Here is a 24658-nt window from a genome sequence, read left to right as displayed (position 1 = left end):
GTTATAAACCCGTTGTATCAACAGGGGCACCAGTTTTGGCAATCACTTCTTCCTTAGTGACGCCAGGAGCCAATTCAATCAACTTCAAACCTTTCGGAGTGATATCCAAAACGCACAGATCAGTAATGATCTGGCTAATCACACCAACACCGGTGAGAGGCAAAGTGCACTTAGGCAAAATCTTAAGCTCTTCAGTGCCATCTTTTTTCTTAGCCACGTGCTCCATCAATACCACGACGTGTTTTACGCCCGCAACCAGATCCATTGCACCACCCATACCCTTGACCATTTTTCCTGGAATCATCCAGTTGGCCAGATCGCCATGTTCGCTCACTTGCATTGCACCCAAGATCGCAATATTAATTTTTCCACCGCGGATCATTCCAAAGGAATCAGCGGATGAAAAAATAGAAGAGCCAGGCAAAGTTGTAATGGTTTGCTTACCTGCATTAATCAAGTCAGCATCAATCGTTTCTTCCGTTGGAAATGGGCCAATACCAAGCAATCCATTCTCAGACTGAAGCCATACCTCCATATCTTTTGGTACATGGTTAGCCACCAAAGTCGGCATACCAATACCAAGGTTTACGTAGTAACCGTCTTTTAACTCTTTTGCAGCACGTGCTGCCATTTCATCTCTAGTCCAAGGCATATCAGTCTTCCTATTAAGCTTTTGCAGTCAAAGTACGCTGTTCGATGCGCTTCTCTGGATTTTTGTGGAGCACCAAGCGGTGGACATAAATGCCTGGGGTGTGGATCTCATCAGGATGTAATTGGCCGTTCTCAACAATCTCTTCCACTTCTGCAACAGTAATCTTGCCTGCCATTGCCACCACAGGATTGAAGTTGCGCGCGGTATAGCGGTAGACCAAATTACCTGATTTATCTGCTTTCCAGGCTTTCACGAGAGAAATATCGGAGACGATAGAACGCTCCATGATGTACTTCTCACCATCAAATTCTTTTTCTTCTTTACCTTCGGCAACCAAAGTGCCAACACCAGTCTTGGTATAGAACGCTGGGATTCCACATCCACCTGCACGCAATTTTTCCGCCAAGGTTCCTTGTGGGGTAAATTCCAACTCCAATTCACCAGCTAAATATTGACGCTCAAACTCTTTGTTTTCGCCAACATAAGAAGCGACCATCTTTTTGACTTGACGAGAGTTGAGCAAAAGCCCCAAACCAAACCCATCAACGCCCGCATTATTCGCAATCGCTGTGAGATTTTGTGCGCCAAGATCCTTCACCGCTTGAATCAAGGCTTCAGGAATGCCGCAAAGACCAAAACCGCCAACAGCCAGTTTTTGTCCATCTTGCAAAATATCCCTCAAGGCATCAACTGCCGATGGGTAAGTTTTATTCATGACTTTTGTCCTAATATTGCCAAAAAGGGTAAAAAAGTAATCATAACGCCTTAGGCCCTTTAGCCTAGGCAGTCCTGGCACTAAATTGGTTTTTGACAGTTCGATCTAAACTATCTAGGCTGAAATACCCTATTTTTAAGAAATCTCGGAGAGTTTGCATGAATCAGGCCCAGCTACTAGAACAATTCGGACCAAGGGAATCCATGGATTACGACCTGGTCATTGTTGGGGGTGGGCCGGCTGGTCTTTCAGCCGCCATCAAGGCTAAGCAGCTTGCGAATGAAACAGGTAAAGACATTAGCGTTTGCGTTTTAGAAAAGGGTTCAGAAATTGGCGCGCATATTTTGTCTGGCGCAGTCATGGACCCTAGGGCGCTAACGGAACTCTTTCCGAATTGGAAAGAGTTGGGCGCCCCACTCAATACTGAAGTGACTCAGGATCAATTTCTATTTTTAACTTCGGATAATTCTTATCAAGTTCCTAATTGGATGTTGCCGCATTGTTTTAAGAATGAAGGCAACTATATTGTGAGCTTGGCTAATGTAACTCGCTGGTTAGGCGAACAAGCAGAAGCCCTCGGTGTAGAAATTTTCCCAGGCTTTCCTGCAGCAGAAGTTTTGTATAACGAGCAAGGTGCAGTCAGCGGTGTCATCACCGGCTCAATGGGTATAGATAAAGAAGGTAATCCAACCGATCAATTTCAACTGGGGATAGAATTACGTGGTAAGTACACCCTGTTTGCTGAGGGTGCTCGCGGCCATTTAGGTAAGCAGCTGATTGACAAGTTCTCTTTAGATAAGGATTCCGACCCGCAAAGCTATGGCATTGGTATCAAGGAACTCTGGGAAGTAGAGCCTTCCAAAAGTAAGCCAGGCTTTGTAGTACATACTGCTGGCTGGCCATTAGAGAGCGATACCTATGGCGGCTCGTTCCTCTATCACTTGGGTGATAACAAGGTTGCAGTTGGCTTGGTAGTCGGCCTTTCTTACAAGAACCCATACCTTTCCCCCTTTGAAGAATTCCAACGCTACAAGTTACATCCCAAAATTCGTGAAACATTTGAAGGTGGTAAGCGTATTGCTTATGGTGCGCGTGCACTGACTGCTGGTGGTTTAAATAGTCTACCTAAAACCGTTTTCCCGGGCGGTGCACTCATCGGTTGCGATGCCGGCTTCTTAAATGCATCACGTATTAAAGGTAGCCATGCAGCAATCAAAACGGGCATGCTTGCTGCAGAAGCTGCAGTCTCCGCACTGAACGACAATCGCTCCGCTGATGTCTTGGCTGGCTATCCAACTGCATTCCAAAATAGCTGGTTGCATACAGAATTGAATCAAGCCCGTAACTTCAAGCCATGGATGTCTAAAGGACTCTACCTAGGCACAATCATGGTTGGTCTTGAGCAAAAGGTTCTAGGCGGCAATATGCCATGGACTATTCACCTCAAGCACGCTGATCATGAGTGTTTGCAACCCGCAGTCCAGCACAAGCCGATTGAGTACCCAAAGCCAGATGGCAAGATCAGCTTTGACCGCCTCTCTTCTGTGTTTATCTCCAATACAAACCATGCTGAGAATCAGCCGATTCATCTCACCCTAAAAGATGCAGCAATACCGGTGAGCCTGAACCTCAAAACCTATGCTGGTCCAGAGCAGCGCTACTGCCCCGCGGGCGTTTATGAATATGTTGAAGCGGATGGACAGCCACGCTTGCAGATCAATTCACAAAATTGCGTCCATTGCAAAACTTGCGATATTAAAGATCCGAGTCAAAACATTGTTTGGGTCACCCCTGAAGGTGGTGGTGGTCCTAATTACGGGGCAATGTAAATCATGATGATCTTACACACCATGTTGCGCGTTGGGGATCTTCAGCGCTCAATTGATTTCTATACCAAGGTGTTAGGTATGAATTTGCTGCGCACTACCGAAAGGCCAGAGCAAAAGTACTCATTGGCGTTTGTAGGCTTTGGTAAAGGCAATGGTGATGGACAAGCTGAGATTGAGCTGACTTATAACCATGGCGTTCACTCTTATGACTTAGGCACAGCCTATGGTCATATAGCTATTGGGGTGCCTGACGCCTACGCCGCTTGCGACAAAATTAAAGCTGCCGGCGGCAATGTCACTCGTGAGGGAGGACCGGTTGCCGGTGGCGACACCATCATTGCTTTTGTAACCGATCCCGATGGTTACAAAATTGAACTCATTCAACGCTAATAGTGGCCGACTCTGAGCAATATCAATTAGAGATCATCGATCGACTCTCTGATATCTCCGCATCAGAATGGAATGGCCTACTAGGTCCAGATGCCGGCCCCTTTCTCAAACATGAATTCTTAAGCGCACTGGAAGAGACAGGCTGTGTTGGTGGCAACACTGGATGGCAGATTGCCCATTTGGTTTTAAAACAAGATGGTCGATTAATGGGTGCAATGCCACTGTATTTAAAGCAGCATTCCTATGGTGAGTTTGTATTTGATTGGTCTTGGGCGCAGGCTTATGAGCAACAAGGGCTCAACTACTATCCAAAGGTACTTTGTGCCGTTCCATTTACCCCCGTTCAGGGCTCAAGACTTTTGTGCTCTCCCGACGCTAATCAAATTGAAGTTCAAAATGCATTGATTGGCGGGCTAAAGTCCCTATTAAAAGATAACCAGTTATCTTCAGCGCACATACTGTTTCCCATGGGCACGGAGGCCAATCATCTCAATGACCAAGGCTTTTTATTAAGAGATTCAGTGCAGTTTCATTGGCATAACCATGGCTTTCAAAGCTTTGAGCAATTCTTATCCGTATTGACCATGAAGCGTCGCAAAAATATTCGCCGCGAACGCGAGCAAGTGGCAAAAGAAGCTATCACTTTCAGGCATGTACCCGGAAATGAATCCAATGATCAAGATTGGGAATTCTTTTACGCCTGTTATCAAAATACGTATTTCGAACATCAGTCGAGTCCCTATCTCAGTGAAGAGTTCTTTAAGCGATGGGCAAAACAAATGCCAGAAAATCTTCATCTGATCATTGCGCAACGAAGTAGTATTCCAATTGCTGCCTCTCTATTGGTTGTGGACAAGCCATCCTCCAAAGCCTATGGCCGATATTGGGGCGCTCTGGAACGCGTGCCCTGCCTTCATTTTGAAACTGCTTACTACCAAGCTATTGAATACTGCATTTCCCAAGGTATTCAAACCTTTGAAGGTGGCGCACAAGGTGAGCACAAAATGGCGCGGGGATTTTTACCAACTACCATTCAATCGGCTCATTTTATTCAAGACCCTAGGTTGTCTAAGGCTGTTGCGCACTTCCTAGAACGTGAACATCAAGGCATTGGCGCCTATGTTGATGAGCTTGCTGAGCATAGTCCGCTGAAATCGACTAAAGTACTTGCATGAATTCCGGAAGCAATAACAATCAAGCGCCACAAGACGGCTCACATTCCCTCTCCACCGGAGATGAGGAATCAGACTCACCTTGTATTGGCGTTTGCACTACTCTCTATGATGAGATTTGCCAAGGCTGTGGCCGCACACTGAATGAAGTGAGTAATTGGGTCTTCTTTTCTGATGATGAAAAGGCCTCTGTCTGGAAACGTATTCGCGAAGATGGCACTGCTACGCGCTTTCAGCGACAAGCCAAAGAAAATAAGCCCGCGTAATTCGCAGGCTTATTGTTTTTAAATCTCAAACCAATTTAGTAACTTAGCCAGTTAACTCCTGGCTACGCAAATACTCCTCGTAAGTGCCCGAATAATCTACTACAGTGCCGTCCATCTTTACTTCCAAGATGCGGTTCGCCAAGGCAGAAACAAACTCACGGTCATGAGAAACAAAGATCAAAGTACCATCAAATTTCTCGAGTGCAATTTGTAAGCTCTCAATCGATTCCATATCCATGTGGTTAGTTGGCTCATCCATTGCCAGCACGTTATATTTCTGGAGCATGAGTTTGCCCCAAATCATACGGCCCTTTTCACCACCAGAAAGCACTTTGACTGACTTGCCAATATCGTCACCAGAGAACAAGAGGCGACCTAAGGTGCCACGAATGACTTGATCATCATCACCAGTGTTACGCCAGTTATTCATCCAATCCATGAGCAACTCATCTTTGGCGAACATGTCAGTATTGTCCTGAGGCATAACGCCGACGTTCGCATTTTCTGCCCACTTCACATCGCCACTATCTGCAGCAATACCATCAAAGCGTTTGCTGAGGATTGTTTTAAGCAAAGTAGTCTTGCCTGCACCGTTCTGACCAATGATGGCAATCTTTTCACCAGCACGAACGCCCAGCTTAAAATTCTTAAAGATGACTCGGTCGTAAGCTTTGGTCAGTGCATTGCACTCGACTGCCATGTTGTGGAGTTTTTTCTCAGTATCAAAACGAATGAATGGATTTTGACGTGATGACGGCTTTACTTCAACTACTTCAATTTTCTCTAACTGACGTTGACGTGAAGTTGCCTGACGTGCTTTAGAAGCATTTGCAGAGAATCGAGCTACGAAAGCCGCTAATTCAGCAATTTTTTCTTTAGCTTTGACGTTATTACTTAACTGTTGTGTGCGCGCCTGCACAGATGCAAGCATGTATGAATCATAATTACCTGGATAGACCTTGAGTGTTCCATAGTCCATATCGGCCATGTGCGTACAGACTTCATTGAGGAAGTGGCGATCATGGGAAATAATGATGATCGTGCTCTTAATCTCGTTCAGAATATCCTCTAACCAATGAATAGAGTGAATATCCAAGTTATTGGTTGGCTCATCGAGCAATAAGACATCCGGATCGGAGAACAAGGCCTGGGCTAGCAACACACGCAATTTCCAACCTGGAGCTACGTTACTCATGGGGCCATTATGTTGCTCAATCGGAATACCAATACCTAATAACAATTCGCCTGCTTTTGCTTCAGCGGTATAACCACCATACTCAGCATATTTACCTTCAAGCTCTGCAGCCTTCATGTAATCTTCATCAGTAGCATCTGGATTCGCGTAGATGGCGTCACGCTCAGCTGCAGCTTTCCACATTTCTTCGTGACCCATCATCACGACATCAAGCACGCGTACATCTTCATAAGCAAATTGATCTTGACGCAATTTACCTAAACGAATACCAGGATCCAAACTCACGTTGCCGCTGGTTGGCTCTAGCTCACCCCCAAGGATTTTCATGAAAGTAGATTTACCGCAACCGTTTGCGCCAATGAGGCCATAACGATTACCGCCGCCAAACTTCACGGAAATATTTTCAAACAGGGGTTTAGCCCCAAACTGCATGGTGATATTAGATGCGGACAGCACGGATGTTTTCTAGCTTTCTGAAATTCAATTCAACAGATCCCCCTAGCATTAGGGGCAAAGACCGTTATTTTAACGGTTTAGGGCGAGGAAAGCTCTAAATCAGGGCCTGATTAGACTTTGACCCGAAATGGCGTGAAATTTGTATGAATATCGTAGTAATCCTCGTTTTCTTTACGCTTGAGGAAATGGACGATCCAGTAGGTCAATGGCGTTGCCAAGACTTCCCAAGCAGTTTTAAGTGCATATTGGGCTAAAGCGACTTGAAGGATTTCATGAGTTGGCCAGATACCATAGAAAGCCAGAAGGTAAAAGAAGGAGGAATCAACCAACTCCCCTACCGCCGTTGAGCCGATCGTGCGCATCCACAAAAATCGACCCTGAGTCCAAATCTTCATCTTGGCCAATACAAAGCTATTGGTAAAACTACCGCACCAGAAAGAAAAGATGGAGGCCAGCGCAATTCGCCATGAATTGCCAAAGACAGTCTCTAGCCCATGTTGATAATTGGCCATGTAGGCGCCAGGCGCAACCGGCAAAGCAATCACGATCTGCGCCATGATGGCTGCAAAAGCCAAAGCAGCAAACCCCGCCCAAACGGCACGGCGGTCATAAGCGTAGCCATAGACTTCTGTGAGGATGTCGCCAAAGAAATAGGCGATTGGGAAAAACAAAATGCCGCCCCCAAATGCCAATTCGCCATAAAAAGGCAAATTCACGACAGCTGCTTTACCAGCCCCAATAAAGTTTGAGCACAGGAGTACGACCACAAAGGCAGCCAGAATCAGGTCGTAATAGCGATGGTGTCGTCTTGGCGAGTCCATAAGTCTAGAAAAATGGATAATAGAACAAAGCATATCCGCATTCCTGGACTTACGCAGGAGGCGGGCAGAAAACATTCCATAGGACGACGAGAACCATGAGTAAAGCCAGCTTTAATTGGGAAGACCCTCTCTTACTAGATACCCAGCTTAGCGAGGAAGAGCGGATGATCCGTGATGCCGCTGCGGACTACGCTCAAGGGCGCCTGATGCCTCGCATTTTGGATGCCTATCGTAATGAAACCACTGACCCCGCCATCTTTCGCGAGATGGGTGAGCTTGGCCTCTTGGGTATCACGATTCCAGAACAGTATGGTGGTGCAAATTTAAATTACGTTTCGTACGGATTAATTGCTCGTGAAATTGAGCGCGTTGATTCTGGTTACCGCTCCATGATGAGCGTTCAGTCCTCCTTAGTAATGGTGCCGATTAATGAATTTGGCTCTGAAGCACAAAAGCAAAAATATCTGCCCAAATTAGCTACTGGTGAATGGATTGGCTGCTTTGGTTTAACAGAGCCAAACTATGGCTCTGACGCAGGCGGCATGATTACACGCGCAAAGAAAGTTCCTGGTGGATTTTCTTTAACGGGCTCCAAGATGTGGATCTCCAATGCTCCGATTGCCGATGTGTTTGTGGTGTGGGCCAAAAATGATGAAGGCATCATTCGTGGCTACATCCTTGAAAAAGGGATGAAGGGCTTAAGCGCCCCAAAGATCAGCGGCAAGATGGGTTTACGTGCCTCTATCACTGGTGAAATTGTGATGGATGAAGTGTTTGTCCCCACTGAAAATGAATTCCCAGAAGTCACCGGTCTCAAAGGTCCATTTACCTGTTTGAACTCTGCACGTTATGGGATTTCTTGGGGTGCATTGGGTGCTGCTGAGTGGTGTTGGCAAGCAGCGCGTCAATACACCATGGACCGCAAACAGTTTGGCAAACCTTTAGCTGCCAATCAACTGATTCAAAAGAAATTAGCTGATATGCAAACAGAAATTGCACTCGGATTGCAAGGTTGCTTGCGTTTGGGTCGCATGAAAGATGAAGGCATTGCTGCTCCAGAAATTACCTCAATAATGAAACGCAACTCCTGTGGCAAGTCTTTAGATATTGCCCGTATGGCACGCGATATGCACGGCGGTAACGGTATCTCTGACGAATATGGTGTAGTACGTCACATGATGAACCTAGAGGTAGTGAATACCTACGAGGGAACTCACGATATTCACGCGCTTATTTTGGGTCGCGCACAAACCGGCATTCAAGCTTTTAGTTAAGAAGCTAGGGCTTCATTTTTGCTACGATGGCCTTTGCTGCATTAGCAAAGGCCTCATCACTGTCATCCTCTAGTTGCACAAAGTTCTCAATCTTATATTGAGGAAAATTGCGCACGATCGAGGATTGATAGGATGGGTCATAGTGCTTGACCAACAACTCTTCTACTAATTCTGGAAACTGCCCTGCATCAATCGCCTCATTCCATTTAGCAATCTGCACTTTTCCATAATGAGCCGTTAGCAAAGACAATTTTCGTTTGAAGTTGTCGGTATCACTCAAAAAATGATGGTATTCACGGATGAGCCACGACACCCGTGTTTGTGTGCTCGAGCGTAGTTCAATACAAGCCCCATTGCGAATCTTTTCCATCAGAGCGTCAGGTATATGTACACCGCCTACCTTCTTGCTTTCTGACTCAACGAGAACTGGCCTAGCGGGATCTAGAGAGCGTAGCGCATTCCAAAGTTCAGTCTCAAAGCCTTTTTGCGAAGGCTGCTCAATATTGGGCTCATTACCAAGGACGGATCCACGATGTATCGCCAAAGCCTCGAGATCTAAGATCTGGGCACCATAGTTTTGCGCCTCCTGCAGAACTCTGGTCTTACCGCTACCGGTCATGCCACAAATCACTTGGAAAGAAAAATGTTTAGCAGATTCTTCTAGGCCGTCAATAACAGTTCGCCTAAATCCTTGGTAGCCACCCTCGAGCTGCATCGCTTTCCAGCCAATACGATTGAGAATGTGGGTAAACGCCCCGCTTCTCTCACCACCACGCCAACAGTAAATCAGTGGTCGCCACTCACGTGGGAGTTCTAATAAATGGTTTTCAAGGTGATTGGCAATATTGCGAGAAACTAATGCGGCACCGAGCTTCTTAGCGGCAAATGGTGAAACTTGTTTGTAAAGAGTGCCAATTTGTGCGCGCTCATCGTTATCTAAAACAGGATAGTTCACTGCACCTGGAATGTGATCTAGAGCAAACTCCGCGGGGGATCTCACATCGATCACAAGATCAAAACGATCTAGCTCTGATAGAAATTGTTCTAGTTTAAGAATGTGGGGATTGCTAGGTTGCATAGCGCAGCGTTAGCTAATCTTTTGCAAAATATGATCAGGCCAGGGTGCTGATTTATTGGTGGTGAGATCTACCCAGACCATCGTGGCTCCACCAATAGCAGCCTCTTCATCTGGCGTAGCGCTTAAAGCCATGCTGGTATAGACATCCATACTGGTTCTGCCAATAGCGCCAATGGATGTTTTTAAGATTAAATCGCCTGGATAAGAAAGTTGTTTGTAGAAGTTACAAAAGCCATTCATCATCAACATGGATTCGCGACCAGGAGCCACTTGATAACCTAAAGAGGTGATCCACTCCACCCGCGCTTGCTCCATATAACGAAAGTACACGGTGTTATTGACATGCCCATAGGCGTCCATATCACCCCAACGAATAGGCATGTTCATTTCATGAACGAGCTTACGTTCTTCGGGGATCGCAATGCGCATAGTGTTTGACTGCTGCTGAATTACTTCACTTGCAATGCAAGTTGATACAAATTAGTGGAGCGTGCACCAGAACGGCAAAAAGCAAGTACTGGACCTGGCATCGTCTTTAATAAACGCGCCATCTCTCGCACTTGTTCAACAGTCATCGCACTGGGCACTACTGGTAAGTAGGCGTAGTTCAATCCTAACTTTTCCGCTTCCGCTTGAATGCTGGCATTGGTGGGTTGATCAGGACCACCTTCGCCGTCGGGACGATTATTGATAACGCTTTTGTAGCCTTGCCGGGCAATTTCAGCTAAATGACTTGGACCAATCTGACCGAGAGTACCGAATTGATCGTTATGACAAGTAATGGGAAGACTCATTGCACCCTCTTCAATTAAGAATTAATCACTAAGAATAGGATTCATTCTAAATCAGGCGCTATTGGGCTGTCTTAGGCTATCTTTTGTGGGCGCTAAAGAAGCGGTCGCAAAGCTCCATGCCCACCAACATGGCGATCAGGAACACTAAAGCCTTGAGGTGTCCAGCACCTAAGGCAACCAAGGCGGGTCCAGGACAAAAGCCCGCAATACCCCAGCCGGTGCCAAAAATGAGACTGCCAATAATCAGTGGCTTAGTAATGTCACGGCGTTTGGGAATATGCAAGGCACCACCAAAGAAGGCTTCGGTACGTTTACTGACAACATAAAAACCGCCAAGACCAACTATAAGCGCGCCAGCTATCACAAACATCAACGATGGATCCCACGATCCAGCCAAATCCAAAAATCCTAAGATTTTCTGTGGATTGCTCATGCCAGAAATAATCAGACCCAAACCAAACAAAACGCCGATCAAGTACTGACTCAATAAACTGAAGTGCTTTCTCATCTTAAGCTCCGATCACATGGCGAAGGACAAACACAATGAGAAAGCCAGCACCCATGAATGAGAGTGTTGCTACTAATGAACGTGGGGATAGACGAGAAAGTCCGCAGATACCATGGCCGCTGGTGCAACCAGAGCCATATTGCGCACCGAACCCTACTAAAACACCTGCTACTAGCACTGCAAACCAATCGGCATCCACTTCAATAATCGGACGAATTTCAAAGAACAAGGCTGCTAATACTGGAGCAGTAACCAATCCTAAGATGAGCGCAATGCGCCAAGCACGATCGCCTTGCTTTGGATGCAGCAAGCCAGAAACAATTCCACTAATACCCAGAATGCGGCCGTGGAGTAAAACATAAAGCGCTGCTGCAATCCCCAAAATCATTCCACCCAATAGTGATGGGATGGGGGTAAATGAGAGCCAATCGATTTGCATGTGTTTTTCTAGCGTGTTCGAGTTAACTGCAAGGGTTTGGAGCAAGGCGCATCTTTAAATAACGTAAAGCCAAATAGGCACCAAAGATAAAGCCTGGTAGTGCCAATAAGGAGCCCACTGCAAGTGTAGAGATGCCGCTTAAGCCCTGACCAACTGTACAGCCTAAGGCTGTCACACCACCAAAACCCATTAGGGTGGCGCCCACTAAATGATTGGCAGTGTCTTCAGTATTGCGGAATGATTCCCAACGAAAAGACTTAGTCAGCAAAGAAACGATGAATGAACCCAAAATCATTCCCGCCACCGCAACAATGCCTACAGTAAGCACTTTTGATGTATCGCTATACATCATGAGCCAGTCAAGGGAGTATGCATATGGTGCAACAAAAGACAGACTCTCCATGCGACCAGAATTCGTCACCAAGAATACTTCTTCAAGCGTATTGGGATCTTCTGCTACAAACCCCAAATTACCCGATACCCACCACACTGCGCAGATTGCTACTCCTACTGCAACACCAGCGAATAGGTTATTGGCCGTCCAAAATGCTTTGTTGGCCAAGGCATAGGCAATAAATGCAAAGCCAATTACTAATCCCAAAGCAAGATGAAGATTAGCGCGCGCTATACCCAAAGGACCGCTGAGGAGACTAGGCAAATCTTGTGGAGTATTGAATGCAATAAATACTGTATCCAAAGTATTGATACGCACAACACCCAAGAAACCGCGCATCGTCATATAGGCAGACAAACCCAGCACCATAAAGACGATCACCGACTTCAAGTTGCCACCACCGATACGCACCAAGGTCTTGCTACCACATCCAGATGCTAAAACCATTCCAAAACCAAATAGTGTGCTACCAACAATCGTGGAAAGCCATAAGAACTTATTGCTGGTATAGAAACTTTTGAGCGGATCAACCAAGCCCAGATAAGACATCAAAGCAAAACCAACAATGGCAACTCCGATTGCCAAAAACCATTGTCTTAAGCGTTCCCAACTGGACATAATGAACGCATCAGAAACCGCACCCATGCTACAAAAGCCAGTCTTTTGCATAACCGCACCAAGCAAAAAGGTAATTACAAAAGTTGCCCAAAGGACTGACTTACTTAATGAATTGATATCTACAACATCCATAGCGACTGTATAAAAAAATTAAGGTTTAAATTTATAAAATTGTTGATTGAGATAGGCAGCAACATCTACCTCATCCTCGGGAAAAAGATCTAAACGTAGTTCGGTATTGCACAGACCCACCATCTTCTTCAAGCTGGCCATCGACTTCACCTTGCTGTCGCTACGCGTATAGATCATGTCACCATTACCAAAACCAGTTTTCTTGGCATGGCAGGCATAGCATTTTTGTTGATCAATGGTTTTACCGTTTGCCAAATCAGGAGCAGAAAAGACTGGTGCGGAAATGAGCGCACTCAGAATCGCGACTGAAAGGGTTCGAATAAAAATCATTTTCATTACAAATCAAGGATTTAGCATTAATCCTCTATTTTAAGGCCCAATGACCAAAATTGCCCTATTCCGCCTGGATTGATAGGTAAACGTTATAGGCATTCATGCGATTGGCCGCCCTAAATAAAGGCATTCCTTCATATTCAGACCAATCTGCTTGTTTGTAGGCTTCCTCAAACGGATCGAGATTGAGAGCTGCATCAGACATGGATTGCCGCAAATACTTGAGATACTCCCTTGTAAAGGCGATGTCTTCAACCGGCTTTACCGAATAAGAGCCATGACCTGGAATCACAATATTAGGATTTAATTTTTCGATTTCATCTAGAGCAACTAGCCACCCTTTACTATCGGCGTTGCCCACAAATGGAATGCGCCCTCTAAAAACCAAGTCCCCAGCAAAAAGTACCCTTTCTGATGGTACATACACCATCAGATCCTCTGGCGCATGCGCAGGCCCTACTCTACTAACAAAGAATTCAATACCACCAATCGTCAGCTTTGTTTTCTGATCAATCCATTCATCAGCAGCAACCAACCTTGTATTGGCATTTACCCAAGGAGAAAAATCAATTCTGGATGCAATCAAGCGTTGTTTTGCAGTTTCAGAAGAAAGGTAGTTTCGCCCCTCTCCTTGCGCATAAATCTTGGCACCAGTCTTTTTAAATTCCTGCAAGCCGTATACATGGTCAGCATGATAGTGACTGACAATGACAGCCACAATTTTTTGATTGGTCACCTTCTTAATTTCAGCAATGAGCTTCTGGGCCAAGATAGGTGAGCCCAAGGCATCTACCACGACCACTCCACCTGGCGTCACCACAAATCCCGCATTGGAAATAAAGTTCTGATTGGCACTACTACCCATCTCAGCAAAACCTTGCACAAAATACGTATGTGGAGCCACCTGAATGGGTTTAAACTGAACTGTATCGGCAGGCCTTCCCTGCCCAAAGGCTAGGCCACAAAAGACAAAGGATCCCAAAAGGATCCTTAGAAAACTGTTAAGACACTTCATGCGGTGGCTTAAGGCTTGATGTAGGCAAAGCCGTCTTTGTATTGCAGATCAGCTACACGCACCACCCCTGATGGCGTGAAATCCGCGTCAAGGGTGAATTGGTCTTTTTTAAGATTACGATTTTTCAAAGTAATTTCGCAAACCTCAAATTTCACACCACGAGATTTGAGGGCTCCAACTAATGGCGCATATTCCACATTATTTTTCTTATCCTTTGCACCTTCCATTAACAAATCAACGCCATTAGCATGAGTCACAACGATGATCATGGTATTGGGAGAAGTATCCAAATGGTTACGAATGTTGCGTAGACCTTTCAGGCCTTGAGTCTCAGCATCGTCAATGTGATAAACCACTTTGGTATTGCCCGTAGGTTGAGCTAAAGCAGTTGAGAAGAACCCTAAAGTAAGGGCCAGAGCAGTAAGAAAGGAAAGTAGTTTTTTCATATGACTATTCGATGAAGTTAATTAGATTGGAGCCATGCCAGGGTTATTGGAAACCCCTTTAATAATTGGCTCATTAAGCTTAACTGCTTTAACGACTTTGACATCACGCAGGTGTCGCTCCATAACATCCCAGATTGCTTCGCCACCAGCGTTTTTGGCTTCTTCGCTGACTGGGGCCCAACCTGCAACCTTATAGGTCTTGTCGGCTTCAATCGGTTTACCATTCAAACGCATGTCTGTAATTCTCTTGCCTGCGGTTTGCGCTGGATCAATGGTGTACTGCATTCCACCAACACGCACCATATCGCCACCCTGCTGGTAATACGGATCTGGGTTGAATAAGTTATCAGCCACGTCCTCAAGAATAGTTTTGATTGTTTCACCACTCATGTTGGTAACCGTGGTGTATGGGTAGGTAATCGCGGTTTGATCTAACAAGTTCTCGCGAGTAATTGCCTGGCCCGGCAAGAGGCTGGTTCCCCATCGGAAGCCTGGTGAAAACGCAATCTCCGCATTCTTCTGCGCCATTAAGCCATCCAGGATGAGTTGATCAAAACTGCCGTTGAAGTTGCCTCGACGATATAAGAGACCTTCGGTAGTTGCTAACTTCTCATTCAGCTTAGCCTCATACGGTGCTCTAACCTTCGTAATGAGCTTAGTCATGGTCGAGTCTGCCGGAATCATATTCGAGAAGATTGGGAATAACTTGTAACGGAAATCAACAGGCTTTCCGCCCTTTACGTCAAAATCGAGCACGCCAAGGAACTTGCTATTGGAGCCGGCATTGGTAACAAGCGTTACACCACCAGCATTTTTTACCTTAACCGGAATAGGAACGCCGTCATGAGTATGGCCACCTAGGATTGCGTCCAAACCACGAACACGAGATGCCATCTTCAAGTCCACATCCATACCATTGTGAGATAGGAGCACTACTACCTTCGCTCCTTTTGATCTGACCTCATCAATAGTCTTTTGCATATTCTCTTCTTGGATACCAAAGGTCCAGTCGGGAGTGAAATAGCGAGGATTTGCAATTGGCGTATATGGGAAAGCCTGTCCAATAATGGCAACCTGAATGCCATTCTGCACTTTCATGACATATGGATTAAAGACCATATCGCCAAAGTCTGCGGTCTTAATGTTTTGCGCAATGAAGGAAACCTTGCCTTTGAAGTCGCCATACACAATTTCCATCACACGCTTTTCGCCAAGCGTCATCTCCCAATGCGGTGTCATGACATCCACACCCAATGCAAGGGCGGCATCAACCATATCTTGGCCATTGGTCCAAAGCGCAGTTCCAGAGCCCTGCCAAGTATCGCCACCATCAAGCAATAAGGCGCCAGGACGACTTGCTTTCATTTGCTTGATCAGTGTGGCCATATGAGCAAAGCCACCCATCTTGCCGTAGTTCTGCGCAGCAGCTACATAATCCAAATAGGTAAATGCGTGTGCATCACGAGTGCCTGGCGCAATACCATTGGCTTTTAAGAAATATTCGCCAACCAAATGAGGCGTTTTTCCTTCTTGCGCACCAATACCCAAATTTACATTGGGTTCACGGAAATAAATTGGCAGCAATTGCGCATGGCAATCTGTGAAATGTAGAAAGTGCACATTGCCAAATTTAGGCAAGTCATAAAATTTTTGCGCAGTAGTTTGTGCATTGACAAAATTGGACTGCAAACTCATTCCGCCTGCAGATGCTATAGCCAAGGCCTGCAAAAAATCGCGACGACTTAAAGACATGATATTTTCCTTATGAAAACAGGCCTGTCGGCCTGTTTTTTTGATTCCTTATTGGTTTAATGGAGAAGCAGGATCCAGGAGCAACGCCATCACATCCTGAATCTGTTGCTCATTTAAGAGCTTGAAGTGTGCAAACCGAGGCATATTGCTGCATGCGTTATATGCCTTGGAATTATTGATGCGATTCCAGGTATAGGTCACAACCTCTGGAGAATAGCCACGGAGTTTGCCGTAATTCCACAAGGTAGGTCCAATCGTGCCATAAGAAATTTCTTTCTTATCGATCTGGTGACAGTTATAACAACCGCCACCAATCGGCGTATCAGCTTTATCAGTCCAAGTAGCGCCACGTCCGCTTTGTGCAATGGCCTCACCCTTCTTCCAATCACCGATGTATTTACCATCAGAAGGCTGTTTAATGCTGTCCATATTCATCTTCTGAATCTTGTCACGCATTTTTTCACCCTGCTTGCTATTAGCAAACATGGGATCGGAGCAAAACTTTTGCGTTGCATCTTGATCAATACGATCTAGACCAGCAATACCATCAGCCCTAAAGCCATCCTTCATCATTTTGTTGAACTTAGGATCGTTAGCTTGTTGAGCATTTACAGTACCTTGTAGAGCAACGGCAGTCAAAGTAAATGCAGTGATGGCTAAGAGGGATTTCATGTTCTTCATATTCATATTCTCTGTCTCTTATCCATTAACGCTTCAAACCAGGGGTTTCAACTGTGCCGCCATTAGCATTTTTTGCCATATACATCGACAAAGCGACCGTTAAATCAGAGCCATAAATAGGGAACGGAAAACGTTGCTGACGATAGCAATCATTCAAACGTTGTTGCATTGTCCAAAACTGTCCACTGGAGACGCGATACGCTGGCCAATAGCCCCAACCTAAGGCAGCGCCTTTTTGAGTCGTGATGTTAGGCAAATCTTGCAAGCGAATGCGCTTACCATCTTCACCGTGACAAGAGGCGCATGAGAAATCCATTGGGCCACCTTGGAAAAAGAATGCGCGCTTTCCAAGTTCATACATTTCTTTTTCTTTAGGATGAGTGGTGCTGACTTTAATTTTGTCACCTTTAGACAAGGTGACTACGTAAGCAACAATAGCCTCCATATCCTTCTTGGGGCCCTTTTGAAATGGTGCATCAATCATCTCTTGCGGATCACGACCTTGCAGCTTTTGCATGCAGGTCATCAAACGGGACTCCAGATCCTGAACCTTGTTGGTGTCTTTGAAGTAGCGTGGCAACTGTGCTGCTGCACCCTTTACAACACCAGGTCCCAATCCTAGATCACACTTCTCAAGCGTGGCATTTTTTGGGCCAGCTTGTTTTTTCCAAAGCTCTTCACCAGCAGCCTCATAAAGTTCAGAAGGGTTTCCATCTGCAATCATCTCGCGATACTTTGCAATATCGTCTGTTGCATTTTGTGCGAAAGACGCAGATGAAATTGACAACATCGTTGCCAGCAATCCTGAGGCTAAGCCTAAGGTGAATTTACGCTGCATTTGTTACCCTTTCAGAACTATTGAGACGATGAAGATGTTGGCATTAAGAAGCAGTAGCTTCGTCAGTGCGCTTGTCACCCTTGCTATCTACCCAGCTCACCACAATCTTGTCACCTTTGGCGCCTTTGTATTTAAAGTTCAAGAATGGATCCTTGGAAACTGCTGGACCAAACTGACCATTCAATACATCTTTGCCATTCGCTTTGACATTAATAGTGCTAATGAACCATGCAGGAATCGTTTTACCAGCAGCATCTTTACGCTGACCAGATTCCATGTCATGTTTCATCAAAATTTTTACATCCACAATTCCACCGTTCTCAGCAGCTCTAACGCGCATTGGATCAGCCATGTTTTCCTCTTGTAATCTAGTAATTAATTAATGATATTTATTGGATTGAGAGCGATTAACCGCCGCAACCACCCAAAGTGACTTTGACTTCCTTAACAGCCATGCTCCACTTGCCATCCGCTTTTACCAAGGCATACACGTTGGAGGTTTGACCCATCTTGATACGAGTAGTAACAAATGGCTCTGTACCGGCAGGAATAAAGAATTGCGCAGCTAATGCACTTGGGTTTTTCTCAACCAAGATTGCCATCTGCTCTGCTTTAAGAGTTGTGACAATACCAACTGGAACTACCGCACCATTTTCTGCAATATCTGGGGCATTCAAAGTAACGGCACCAGACTTATCTGGACTACCTGCACCTAGAATCTTGAATACATCGTCGAGGCTCTTGCCTTCAAAAGCGGCTTTATTCCACTCTTGCGCTTGGGCCACGCTAATGAGACCCGCAGAAGCCATCAAGCCAAAAATGGCTGAGTATTTCAATAAACTGCGTCGCTGCTGATTCATAAAAACTCCTTTAATAATCTACTCTTAGTATCAAATATAGCGGTATTTCAAAAAACCTTCTGTAAATCTATTGTCCAGTAAGCACCCAACGCACAAGCGTCGCCCTGTCCTCATCTGATAACTGTGACTGTGGTGGCATCGGAATCGCCCCCCACACCCCTGAACCCCCATTCTTGACCTTAGCCATAAGCTTTTCTTGAGCCCCACTCTGCCCTTTATATTTCGCTGCAATATCGGCAATGGATGGGCCAACTAACTTGGCATTGGGTGCATGACATGCTGAACAGTTTTCATTCTTAAACAGCGCTGCAGGCCCTTTTGTAGTGGCGGCATGAGTATCGGCTGCATGGGCTAAGCCCTCTGCGCTAGATCCGGGCAGCTTATCGATTGGAGGTTTAGTAGAGTCTGAACCGCGATATGGTCCATACAAGCGATTTTGCTCTGCAATATTGCCATGGGCATTTCTGGCGAAGTCTGGGAGGGTTGATCCAATCTGCACAAACTTCACGCAATTAGTCATGCAAGATGAACCATTGACATCTGGTTTACCGTTCACGCTCCAGAAGCCATGATTGCGCGTCATACCATTGCGATTAGGCATCTTCTTCTGAACGTCGGCAATATTGGTATTGCTCAATACAAAATCATCCGGAACAATTTCTCCTAAACTCAAGATAAACGCAACCAAAGCGTACGTATCATCCGGCGTTAATGATCTTGGCGCATTCCAAGGCATCGCGCGATAGATGTAATCCCACAAAGTAGACACTGTGGGAACTTTCATCAAGGTGGTGCGCTGAGGCTGCTTGCGATCAGCCAAAGAAGCAACTCTTCCGGTCTTTACGTCATCAGCAGTTGTTCCCCCAGCGATCGGTGTAAAGATCTCATTCGACTCACCAAAGACACCGTGACAACTGGCGCATTTAGATTCCCATATCGCTTGGCCCTGCTCTACCGAGCCAGATCCTTTTGGCAGGCCTTTAAAATCAGGTCGTACATCGATATCCCAAGCCATTACTTCGGCGGGCGTAGCATTACGGCCAATACCAGGGAACTTTACAGACCCTTGAGTATTTTGCGCATAAGCAACTTGAATTGATAAGACTGCTAAGCCTGCAACAGTTAAGCGAGCAAATAAATTATCCAACTTGTACATTGCTCACCTCGCCGTTTGAATCCAATTTCCAGGACTGAATTGCATTGTTGTGATAGATAGAACGATTACCACGCAAATCACGCAACACTTTAATAGAAGGCTGAATGTAGCCAGTGTCATCCACCGCTCTTGACTGCAGTATTGCCGGTGAACCATCCCACACCCAATCGATATTGAAACGGGTAATGGACTTCGTGAGGACTGGGGTCTCTAGACGTGCAGTACGCCAGTTATTGCCACCATCAAAAGAGACATCAACACGCCTAATCTTGCCGCGGCCTGACCAAGCCATACCGCTGACGTTATAGAAACCTTTGTCCAGTAGCTGCTGACCACCAGAAGGTGTAGTAATTACCGATTTGCATTCTTGAATCGATGCATATTGACGGTGCATGCCATCCGGCATCAACTCGATGTAATGAACTGCCTCATCTTTGGCATTCCATGGCATATCGCCAACTTCCAAACGACGCAACCACTTCACCCAGCTAACGCCCTGTACGCCCGGAACTACCAAGCGCAATGGAAAGCCGTTTTCTGGACGTAACATCTCACCATTCATACTCCAGGCAACAATCGTATCGTCTAAGCAGCTCTCCAAGTTGATGGTGCGCGTCATGCCAGAACCATCGCCACCTTCAGCAAGCAGGAACTTACCTTTTTTCAAATCAGCGCCACACTCTTCAAGCAATACTTTGAGTGGAACGCCTGTAAATTCACAGCAAGACAACATGCCATGGGTGTACTGCACTGTTGGCACAGCTACATTACCCCACTCCAAACCAGTATTGGCACCACACTCAATAAAGTGAGTGCGAGATACCGAAGGCAATCTCATCAAATCATTCATCGTGAATACACGGGCATTCTTGACCATGCCATTCACCATCAATCGATGAGTTTCAGGGTTAAGGTTGTACCAGCCTTGGTGGTGACGCTCAAAATGCAAACCGTTTGGAGTAATCGTTCCAAATAAACCTTGCAATGGTGTGAAAGCAACTGAAGCTGCCGAGACGCGCGTTAATCCCGGTGATTCACGGCGAATGAGATTGGCTTCATAGATTGATGGCACACCGTATGGCATGGTGGCAACGTTTTTACCGAGAGTAGTTTGCCATTCTTGCTTTTCTAGGATGGCAGGGTCACCCTCTCCAGCCGCAAAAGCCATTGGAGCGGCCAAGCCAGCAGCCGCACCACCAATAGCCGATAAAAAACCTTTACGCAAGAAGCCACGGCGCGTTTCATCTAGACCATTTGAATTGATATCAGCAATTAACTCTTGTGAGATAAAGTGCTCCGGCGCTTTCACTAAGCGAGCTCTGTTGGCCGGCTTCTCTACCGCCGAGATATCCTCGGCACTTAATTCAATTTGCTTCTTAGTCATTTGACCTCTACTTGAAAAGTGATTTACTGCAAAACTTATTAAATTCTCTTAGTGAATGCCTTCAGCAATCTTTGCGCAGACTGTCTGACACATCTCTACAGTTGCGTTATCCGCAATCGAGTAATAAACCGTTACACCCTCTTTTCGCCTCATTAAAATTCCAGCTTTATGAAGCGCTAATAAATGTCTCGAAACATTGGCCTGGCTCGTGCCACACATCTCTACAACCTCAGAGACGGATTTTTCACCGCTACAGACTGCATACATGATGCGTAAACGTGCAGGCTCTGACAAAACATTGAAATAAGCAGCCACATGTGCAAAGACCTTCTCCATCTGTTTTGGAGATAAGTTTTTTGTTGCTTTTTGTACTTTAGCTTTCAATTCCACCAACCTTTTAATATATGCATATATACGCATATATTTGACCCTGTAAGCAGATAAATCGGTATAGTGAGATACCCTATATTGCTTAGCAATACAATCAAACAATGGACATGGATGCAATCCTTCTCTCGCTTAAGCTAGCGCTTTGGACCCTGGTCCTCATCATTCCATTTGGAGTTTGGGTTGCCCATAGCCTCTTAGGCCTTAATAGAAGCAAACCCTGGGTGGAAGCTGCCCTAGCCCTGCCGCTCGTTTTACCCCCCACGGTTTTAGGCTATTACCTTTTAGTTGGCTTGGGTGGAAAGACCTTTTTAGGCATTCCATTAGTGTTTTCCTTCACCGGCATCCTCATTGCCTCCCTCATAGTTAACCTCCCTTTTGCAATACAGCCGATTCAGCGTGCATTTGAGGCCATCAATCCAGAAATTCTGGAGGCTGCCCAAGTCAGCGGGTTATCCAACTGGCAAATATTTCGCTTGATTGAACTCCCGTTAGCGTGGAGAGGCATCACTAGTGCCGCGGTATTGACGTTTGCCCACACTCTAGGTGAGTTTGGCGTCATCCTCATGGTTGGGGGTGCTATTCCAGGGGAAACCAAAACGGTATCGATTGCGATCTACGACCAAGTGCAAAGCTTTGATACCTCAGGCGCCGGCGCACTGGCCTTATTGCTGCTCGGCATATCCCTGATTGCAATCGCCCTTTCATATGGTGTTTTTGGCAAAAGTGTCTCCCAACAGCGCCATCGGAGAGGCTGATGCTTAAACTCAAAATAAGCCAAGCCCTCCCCAACCCTCTGCAGATCACACTGGAATGTGCGGCCGGTCAATTACATGCACTTGTAGGGCCATCTGGTAGCGGCAAAACCAGCACTCTGAGAACGATTGCCGGACTCAGCCAAGCGAAGACTGGAAAAATTGAATGTGATGGTGAAACCTGGTTTGAGGCTAACGAACTTGCAGGAGTAATACAAAACCTGTCTCCCGCACAACGTTCTTGCGGATTTTTATTTCAGCAATACGCCCTCTTCCCGCATCTATCGGCCCTTGAGAATGTGCTCATCCCTTTGCATAATTCTGCACATAAGGCGGCGGAACGTAAAGCCATTGCTCAGGACTGGCTTAGTCGCATGGGGATTGCTGAACTTGCCCATCGTTTTCCACACCAGCTCTCAGGCGGACAACAGCAACGCGTAGCACTTGCTCGCGCATTGGCACGACAGCCAAAGATCTTATTGTTAGATGAGCCATTTTCTGCTGTTGATGCCCCAACACGACAAGGCCTATACAAAACTCTTGCTGATTTACGCAAGGACTTAAACATTCCGATTGTGTTGGTTACGCATGATTTGCGTGAAGCTGATCTGCTTGCCGACCGCATTACCGTGATTGATAACGGCATCAGCTTGCAAACGGCTGCGCCCCAAGTGCTGTTTCAAAGACCCAGAAACCCACGTGTAGCCGAGTTGGTTGGCATCAGTAATTTATTTCATGGAATATTTAATGCGGGCAGCCTTACTTGGGATGGCTGCGATAAAACCTTTACCGTTGCCGATAAAGGCAAAATTCCTCCAAATGCGCAAGTAGCATGGGTGATTCCGCAAGATGGTTTAAGCATCCATAGCGCACCAACCGCGACCAGCACTCCTGCCATTGCCGTAGAGATTAGTGTCTTGGGTCAAATTGCGGTGATCCAACTACAAATTCAAAATAGCGCACATAAAATTGAATGGGTTGCATCCGCATCTGAAGTGAAAAGACTAAATATGGAAGTTGGCAGTCAAATGCATGTTGAATTAGATGGCAATCAAATTCACATCATGCCGTTGCGACCAATCAATGATCCTAGGCGATTTGTTGGTCACTAATCTGCATAGCTCTAAATCGCCATGAGTATGGTCCTCAAGTTATTTCTAGCAACTCGGCCCGCATTTCTCACAATTACCCTTTTAGGCTGCCTTATTGGGCTTTCGATTCCAAGCTCTAAAAAAGAGTCTATGGCAATCAACCTGCTTGCTGTGACTTTGGCCCTCTGCATACATGCTGGAGCGAATTTAATAAATGATTACTTTGATCACCTCAATGGTAGCGATGAAAATAATCGCAATCGAATTTCACCATTTACTGGCGGCAGCCGCTTTATACAAAACCATTTAATAAAGCCAATCGAAATATATCAGCTTGGTTTTGCGCTAATCACAATTAGCGTCTTTATTGGCTTATATATTTGCTCGCAAACTACATGGCTCTTGATACCGCTGGGGTTCATTGGAGTAACCGCCGCATGGACATACTCCGCACCACCACTGCAGCTGATGTCTAGGGGGGTTCTCGGAGAGTTATCTATAGCTATTGCATGGTCGCTTGTGGTTATCGGATTCGCCTTTATGCAAACAACCAATAATTCTTACCAGACAATCCTGATAGGACTTGCATATGGATTAATGGCCTCCAATATCCTGCTAATAAATCAGATCCCTGATATTAAGGCAGATCGGCTTGCACAAAAGCTAACTCTTGCCGCCAAGAGCAGTCCCCATGAATTGCGTGCCTGGTATACAGGCATATCAATTGCAGCTTATAGCCTTCAAATAATTGGAATTTATTTTTTTGGGATTCCAATTAAAACGTTGATTACCTTGTCTGTACTTCCTGTATTTATATTTTGCGCCAATCAAATATCAGAAGAAATGATTCGAAAAAATGCAATGAAGAAGCTTATTTTGCATAATTTAGTGGCGATACATCTGTATTCCCTTCTATTGCTCATAGGACTAGTGTGGCGGTAATTAAACTTGGGTATAAAAAAGGGCAAACTCAGTTGCCCTTTTTTATATAGTCAACTTATTTACAGCAACCGCCGCCGCCACATGAAGAATCAGTACCGCAAGTATTGATTCCTAGGAGTGGGTACGCTGGGCAGAATCTAAATAGGCCCGTTGCGAGAGGTACAACACCAATCCAACCCCATACACCAACAGTTCCGGTTACGGCTAGACCAATTAACACTAAGCCAACCACCATACGTAACATACGATCAACACCACCGACATTGCATTTCATATTAAGACCCC

At 45.7% G+C, this 24658-nt stretch carries 30 protein-coding genes; 8 read left to right on the top strand and 22 right to left on the bottom strand.

What is annotated here, in order from left to right; translation table 11 throughout:
* Window position 1: 1 nt before the first annotated feature.
* Together ICV38_RS04355 and ICV38_RS04350 are read right to left on the bottom strand one after the other, a co-directional pair.
* Complete coding sequence (locus tag ICV38_RS04355) at window positions 2–652, bottom strand: CoA transferase subunit B (RefSeq protein WP_215382511.1); 651 nt, start codon at window positions 650–652, stop codon at window positions 2–4.
* Window positions 653–665: 13 nt separating this feature from the next.
* Window positions 666–1367, bottom strand: coding sequence for a CoA transferase subunit A (locus ICV38_RS04350; RefSeq protein ID WP_215382510.1), 702 nt, complete (start codon window positions 1365–1367; stop codon window positions 666–668).
* A 158-nt stretch (window positions 1368–1525) separates the two neighbouring features.
* Between ICV38_RS04350 and ICV38_RS04345 the strand changes: the two genes are divergently transcribed.
* The 4 genes from ICV38_RS04345 to ICV38_RS04330 are packed head-to-tail and all read left to right on the top strand — an operon-like array spanning window position 1526 to window position 5024.
* Entirely contained in the window at window positions 1526–3196 is a 1671-nt protein-coding gene (locus ICV38_RS04345) for an electron transfer flavoprotein-ubiquinone oxidoreductase (protein ID WP_215382509.1), read from the top strand.
* Between the two features lie 3 nt (window positions 3197–3199).
* Window positions 3200–3586, top strand: coding sequence for a lactoylglutathione lyase (gloA, locus tag ICV38_RS04340; RefSeq protein WP_215382508.1), 387 nt, complete (start codon window positions 3200–3202; stop codon window positions 3584–3586).
* Window positions 3587–3588: 2 nt separating this feature from the next.
* Window positions 3589–4761 carry a GNAT family N-acetyltransferase gene (locus ICV38_RS04335; protein WP_215382507.1) on the top strand — a complete coding sequence of 391 codons (1173 nt, stop codon included), beginning with the start codon at window positions 3589–3591 and terminating at the stop codon, window positions 4759–4761.
* Window positions 4758–5024, top strand: coding sequence for a DUF1289 domain-containing protein (locus ICV38_RS04330; protein ID WP_215382506.1), 267 nt, complete (start codon window positions 4758–4760; stop codon window positions 5022–5024). The genes ICV38_RS04335 and ICV38_RS04330 overlap by 4 nt, the downstream gene beginning before the upstream one ends.
* A 43-nt stretch (window positions 5025–5067) precedes the next feature.
* On the opposite strand, the gene ICV38_RS04325 is transcribed toward ICV38_RS04330, so the two are convergent.
* Together ICV38_RS04325 and ICV38_RS04320 are read right to left on the bottom strand one after the other, a co-directional pair.
* Window positions 5068–6675, bottom strand: a complete 1608-nt coding sequence (locus ICV38_RS04325) for an ABC-F family ATPase (protein WP_215382505.1) — start codon at window positions 6673–6675, stop codon at window positions 5068–5070.
* A 110-nt stretch (window positions 6676–6785) separates the two neighbouring features.
* Entirely contained in the window at window positions 6786–7496 is a 711-nt protein-coding gene (locus ICV38_RS04320; protein ID WP_215382504.1) for a queuosine precursor transporter, read from the bottom strand.
* 95 nt (window positions 7497–7591) lie between these two features.
* On the opposite strand from ICV38_RS04320, the gene ICV38_RS04315 reads away from it, so the two are divergent.
* Window positions 7592–8770 (top strand): acyl-CoA dehydrogenase, encoded by a 1179-nt coding sequence (locus ICV38_RS04315; RefSeq protein WP_215382503.1) that lies wholly within the window; start codon window positions 7592–7594, stop codon window positions 8768–8770.
* Window positions 8771–8774: 4 nt separating this feature from the next.
* Here the strand turns inward: ICV38_RS04315 and mnmH are convergent, their stop codons facing one another.
* From mnmH to ICV38_RS04230, 17 genes are all read right to left on the bottom strand, one after another.
* Window positions 8775–9848 carry a tRNA 2-selenouridine(34) synthase MnmH gene (mnmH, locus tag ICV38_RS04310; protein ID WP_215382502.1) on the bottom strand — a complete coding sequence of 358 codons (1074 nt, stop codon included), beginning with the start codon at window positions 9846–9848 and terminating at the stop codon, window positions 8775–8777.
* Window positions 9849–9857: 9 nt separating this feature from the next.
* Entirely contained in the window at window positions 9858–10277 is a 420-nt protein-coding gene (locus tag ICV38_RS04305) for a thioesterase family protein (protein ID WP_215382501.1), read from the bottom strand.
* Window positions 10278–10297: 20 nt separating this feature from the next.
* Window positions 10298–10642 (bottom strand): TIGR01244 family sulfur transferase, encoded by a 345-nt coding sequence (locus tag ICV38_RS04300; RefSeq protein WP_215382500.1) that lies wholly within the window; start codon window positions 10640–10642, stop codon window positions 10298–10300.
* Between the two features lie 76 nt (window positions 10643–10718).
* Window positions 10719–11150 (bottom strand): DUF6691 family protein, encoded by a 432-nt coding sequence (locus ICV38_RS04295; RefSeq protein WP_215382499.1) that lies wholly within the window; start codon window positions 11148–11150, stop codon window positions 10719–10721.
* 1 nt (window position 11151) lies between these two features.
* Complete coding sequence (locus ICV38_RS04290; protein ID WP_215382498.1) at window positions 11152–11589, bottom strand: YeeE/YedE family protein; 438 nt, start codon at window positions 11587–11589, stop codon at window positions 11152–11154.
* 22 nt (window positions 11590–11611) lie between these two features.
* On the bottom strand, window positions 11612–12733 hold the full coding sequence (locus ICV38_RS04285; RefSeq protein ID WP_215382497.1) for a YeeE/YedE family protein: 1122 nt from the start codon (window positions 12731–12733) through the stop codon (window positions 11612–11614).
* An 18-nt stretch (window positions 12734–12751) separates the two neighbouring features.
* A complete protein-coding gene (locus ICV38_RS04280) occupies window positions 12752–13069 on the bottom strand; it encodes a hypothetical protein (protein ID WP_251368239.1) in 318 nt (105 codons plus the stop codon).
* A gap of 58 nt (window positions 13070–13127) precedes the next feature.
* Entirely contained in the window at window positions 13128–14048 is a 921-nt protein-coding gene (locus ICV38_RS04275) for an MBL fold metallo-hydrolase (RefSeq protein WP_251368238.1), read from the bottom strand.
* Window positions 14049–14089: 41 nt separating this feature from the next.
* Window positions 14090–14527: a DsrE family protein gene (locus ICV38_RS04270; protein WP_215382496.1), complete on the bottom strand. Its 438-nt coding sequence runs from the start codon at window positions 14525–14527 to the stop codon at window positions 14090–14092.
* A 21-nt stretch (window positions 14528–14548) separates the two neighbouring features.
* Complete coding sequence (soxB, locus tag ICV38_RS04265) at window positions 14549–16279, bottom strand: thiosulfohydrolase SoxB (protein WP_215382495.1); 1731 nt, start codon at window positions 16277–16279, stop codon at window positions 14549–14551.
* A gap of 48 nt (window positions 16280–16327) precedes the next feature.
* Window positions 16328–16966: a sulfur oxidation c-type cytochrome SoxX gene (gene soxX, locus ICV38_RS04260; RefSeq protein ID WP_215382494.1), complete on the bottom strand. Its 639-nt coding sequence runs from the start codon at window positions 16964–16966 to the stop codon at window positions 16328–16330.
* Window positions 16967–16985: 19 nt separating this feature from the next.
* The gene (soxA, locus tag ICV38_RS04255) at window positions 16986–17798 is read right to left on the bottom strand and encodes a sulfur oxidation c-type cytochrome SoxA (RefSeq protein ID WP_215382493.1); all 813 of its coding nucleotides are present in this window, start codon (window positions 17796–17798) and stop codon (window positions 16986–16988) included.
* A gap of 43 nt (window positions 17799–17841) precedes the next feature.
* Window positions 17842–18150, bottom strand: a complete 309-nt coding sequence (gene soxZ, locus ICV38_RS04250) for a thiosulfate oxidation carrier complex protein SoxZ (protein ID WP_087909856.1) — start codon at window positions 18148–18150, stop codon at window positions 17842–17844.
* Window positions 18151–18205: 55 nt separating this feature from the next.
* On the bottom strand, window positions 18206–18658 hold the full coding sequence (gene soxY, locus ICV38_RS04245; RefSeq protein WP_215382492.1) for a thiosulfate oxidation carrier protein SoxY: 453 nt from the start codon (window positions 18656–18658) through the stop codon (window positions 18206–18208).
* Between the two features lie 67 nt (window positions 18659–18725).
* Complete coding sequence (locus tag ICV38_RS04240; protein ID WP_215382491.1) at window positions 18726–19814, bottom strand: c-type cytochrome; 1089 nt, start codon at window positions 19812–19814, stop codon at window positions 18726–18728.
* Window positions 19798–21198: a sulfite dehydrogenase gene (soxC, locus tag ICV38_RS04235; protein ID WP_215382490.1), complete on the bottom strand. Its 1401-nt coding sequence runs from the start codon at window positions 21196–21198 to the stop codon at window positions 19798–19800. The genes ICV38_RS04240 and soxC overlap by 17 nt, the downstream gene beginning before the upstream one ends.
* 48 nt (window positions 21199–21246) lie before the next feature.
* Complete coding sequence (locus ICV38_RS04230; protein WP_215382489.1) at window positions 21247–21588, bottom strand: metalloregulator ArsR/SmtB family transcription factor; 342 nt, start codon at window positions 21586–21588, stop codon at window positions 21247–21249.
* Window positions 21589–21689: 101 nt separating this feature from the next.
* On the opposite strand from ICV38_RS04230, the gene modB reads away from it, so the two are divergent.
* Genes modB through ICV38_RS04215 form a run of 3 tightly spaced genes read left to right on the top strand, consistent with a single transcriptional unit; the run spans window position 21690 to window position 24373 of the window.
* The gene (gene modB, locus ICV38_RS04225; protein ID WP_215382488.1) at window positions 21690–22343 is read left to right on the top strand and encodes a molybdate ABC transporter permease subunit; all 654 of its coding nucleotides are present in this window, start codon (window positions 21690–21692) and stop codon (window positions 22341–22343) included.
* Window positions 22343–23452: an ABC transporter ATP-binding protein gene (locus ICV38_RS04220; protein WP_215382487.1), complete on the top strand. Its 1110-nt coding sequence runs from the start codon at window positions 22343–22345 to the stop codon at window positions 23450–23452. The genes modB and ICV38_RS04220 overlap by 1 nt, the downstream gene beginning before the upstream one ends.
* Window positions 23453–23473: 21 nt before the next feature.
* Window positions 23474–24373, top strand: a complete 900-nt coding sequence (locus tag ICV38_RS04215) for a prenyltransferase (protein ID WP_215382486.1) — start codon at window positions 23474–23476, stop codon at window positions 24371–24373.
* Between the two features lie 55 nt (window positions 24374–24428).
* Here the strand turns inward: ICV38_RS04215 and ICV38_RS04210 are convergent, their stop codons facing one another.
* Entirely contained in the window at window positions 24429–24647 is a 219-nt protein-coding gene (locus ICV38_RS04210) for a DUF2892 domain-containing protein (protein ID WP_215349389.1), read from the bottom strand.
* Between the last annotated feature and the right edge of the window lie 11 nt (window positions 24648–24658).

This window comes from Polynucleobacter sp. MG-6-Vaara-E2 (assembly GCF_018687695.1).
Lineage (GTDB): Bacteria > Pseudomonadota > Gammaproteobacteria > Burkholderiales > Burkholderiaceae > Polynucleobacter.
The sequence above is the reverse complement of the archived record's forward strand: the minus strand, read 5'-3'. Positions and strand labels throughout refer to the sequence as shown.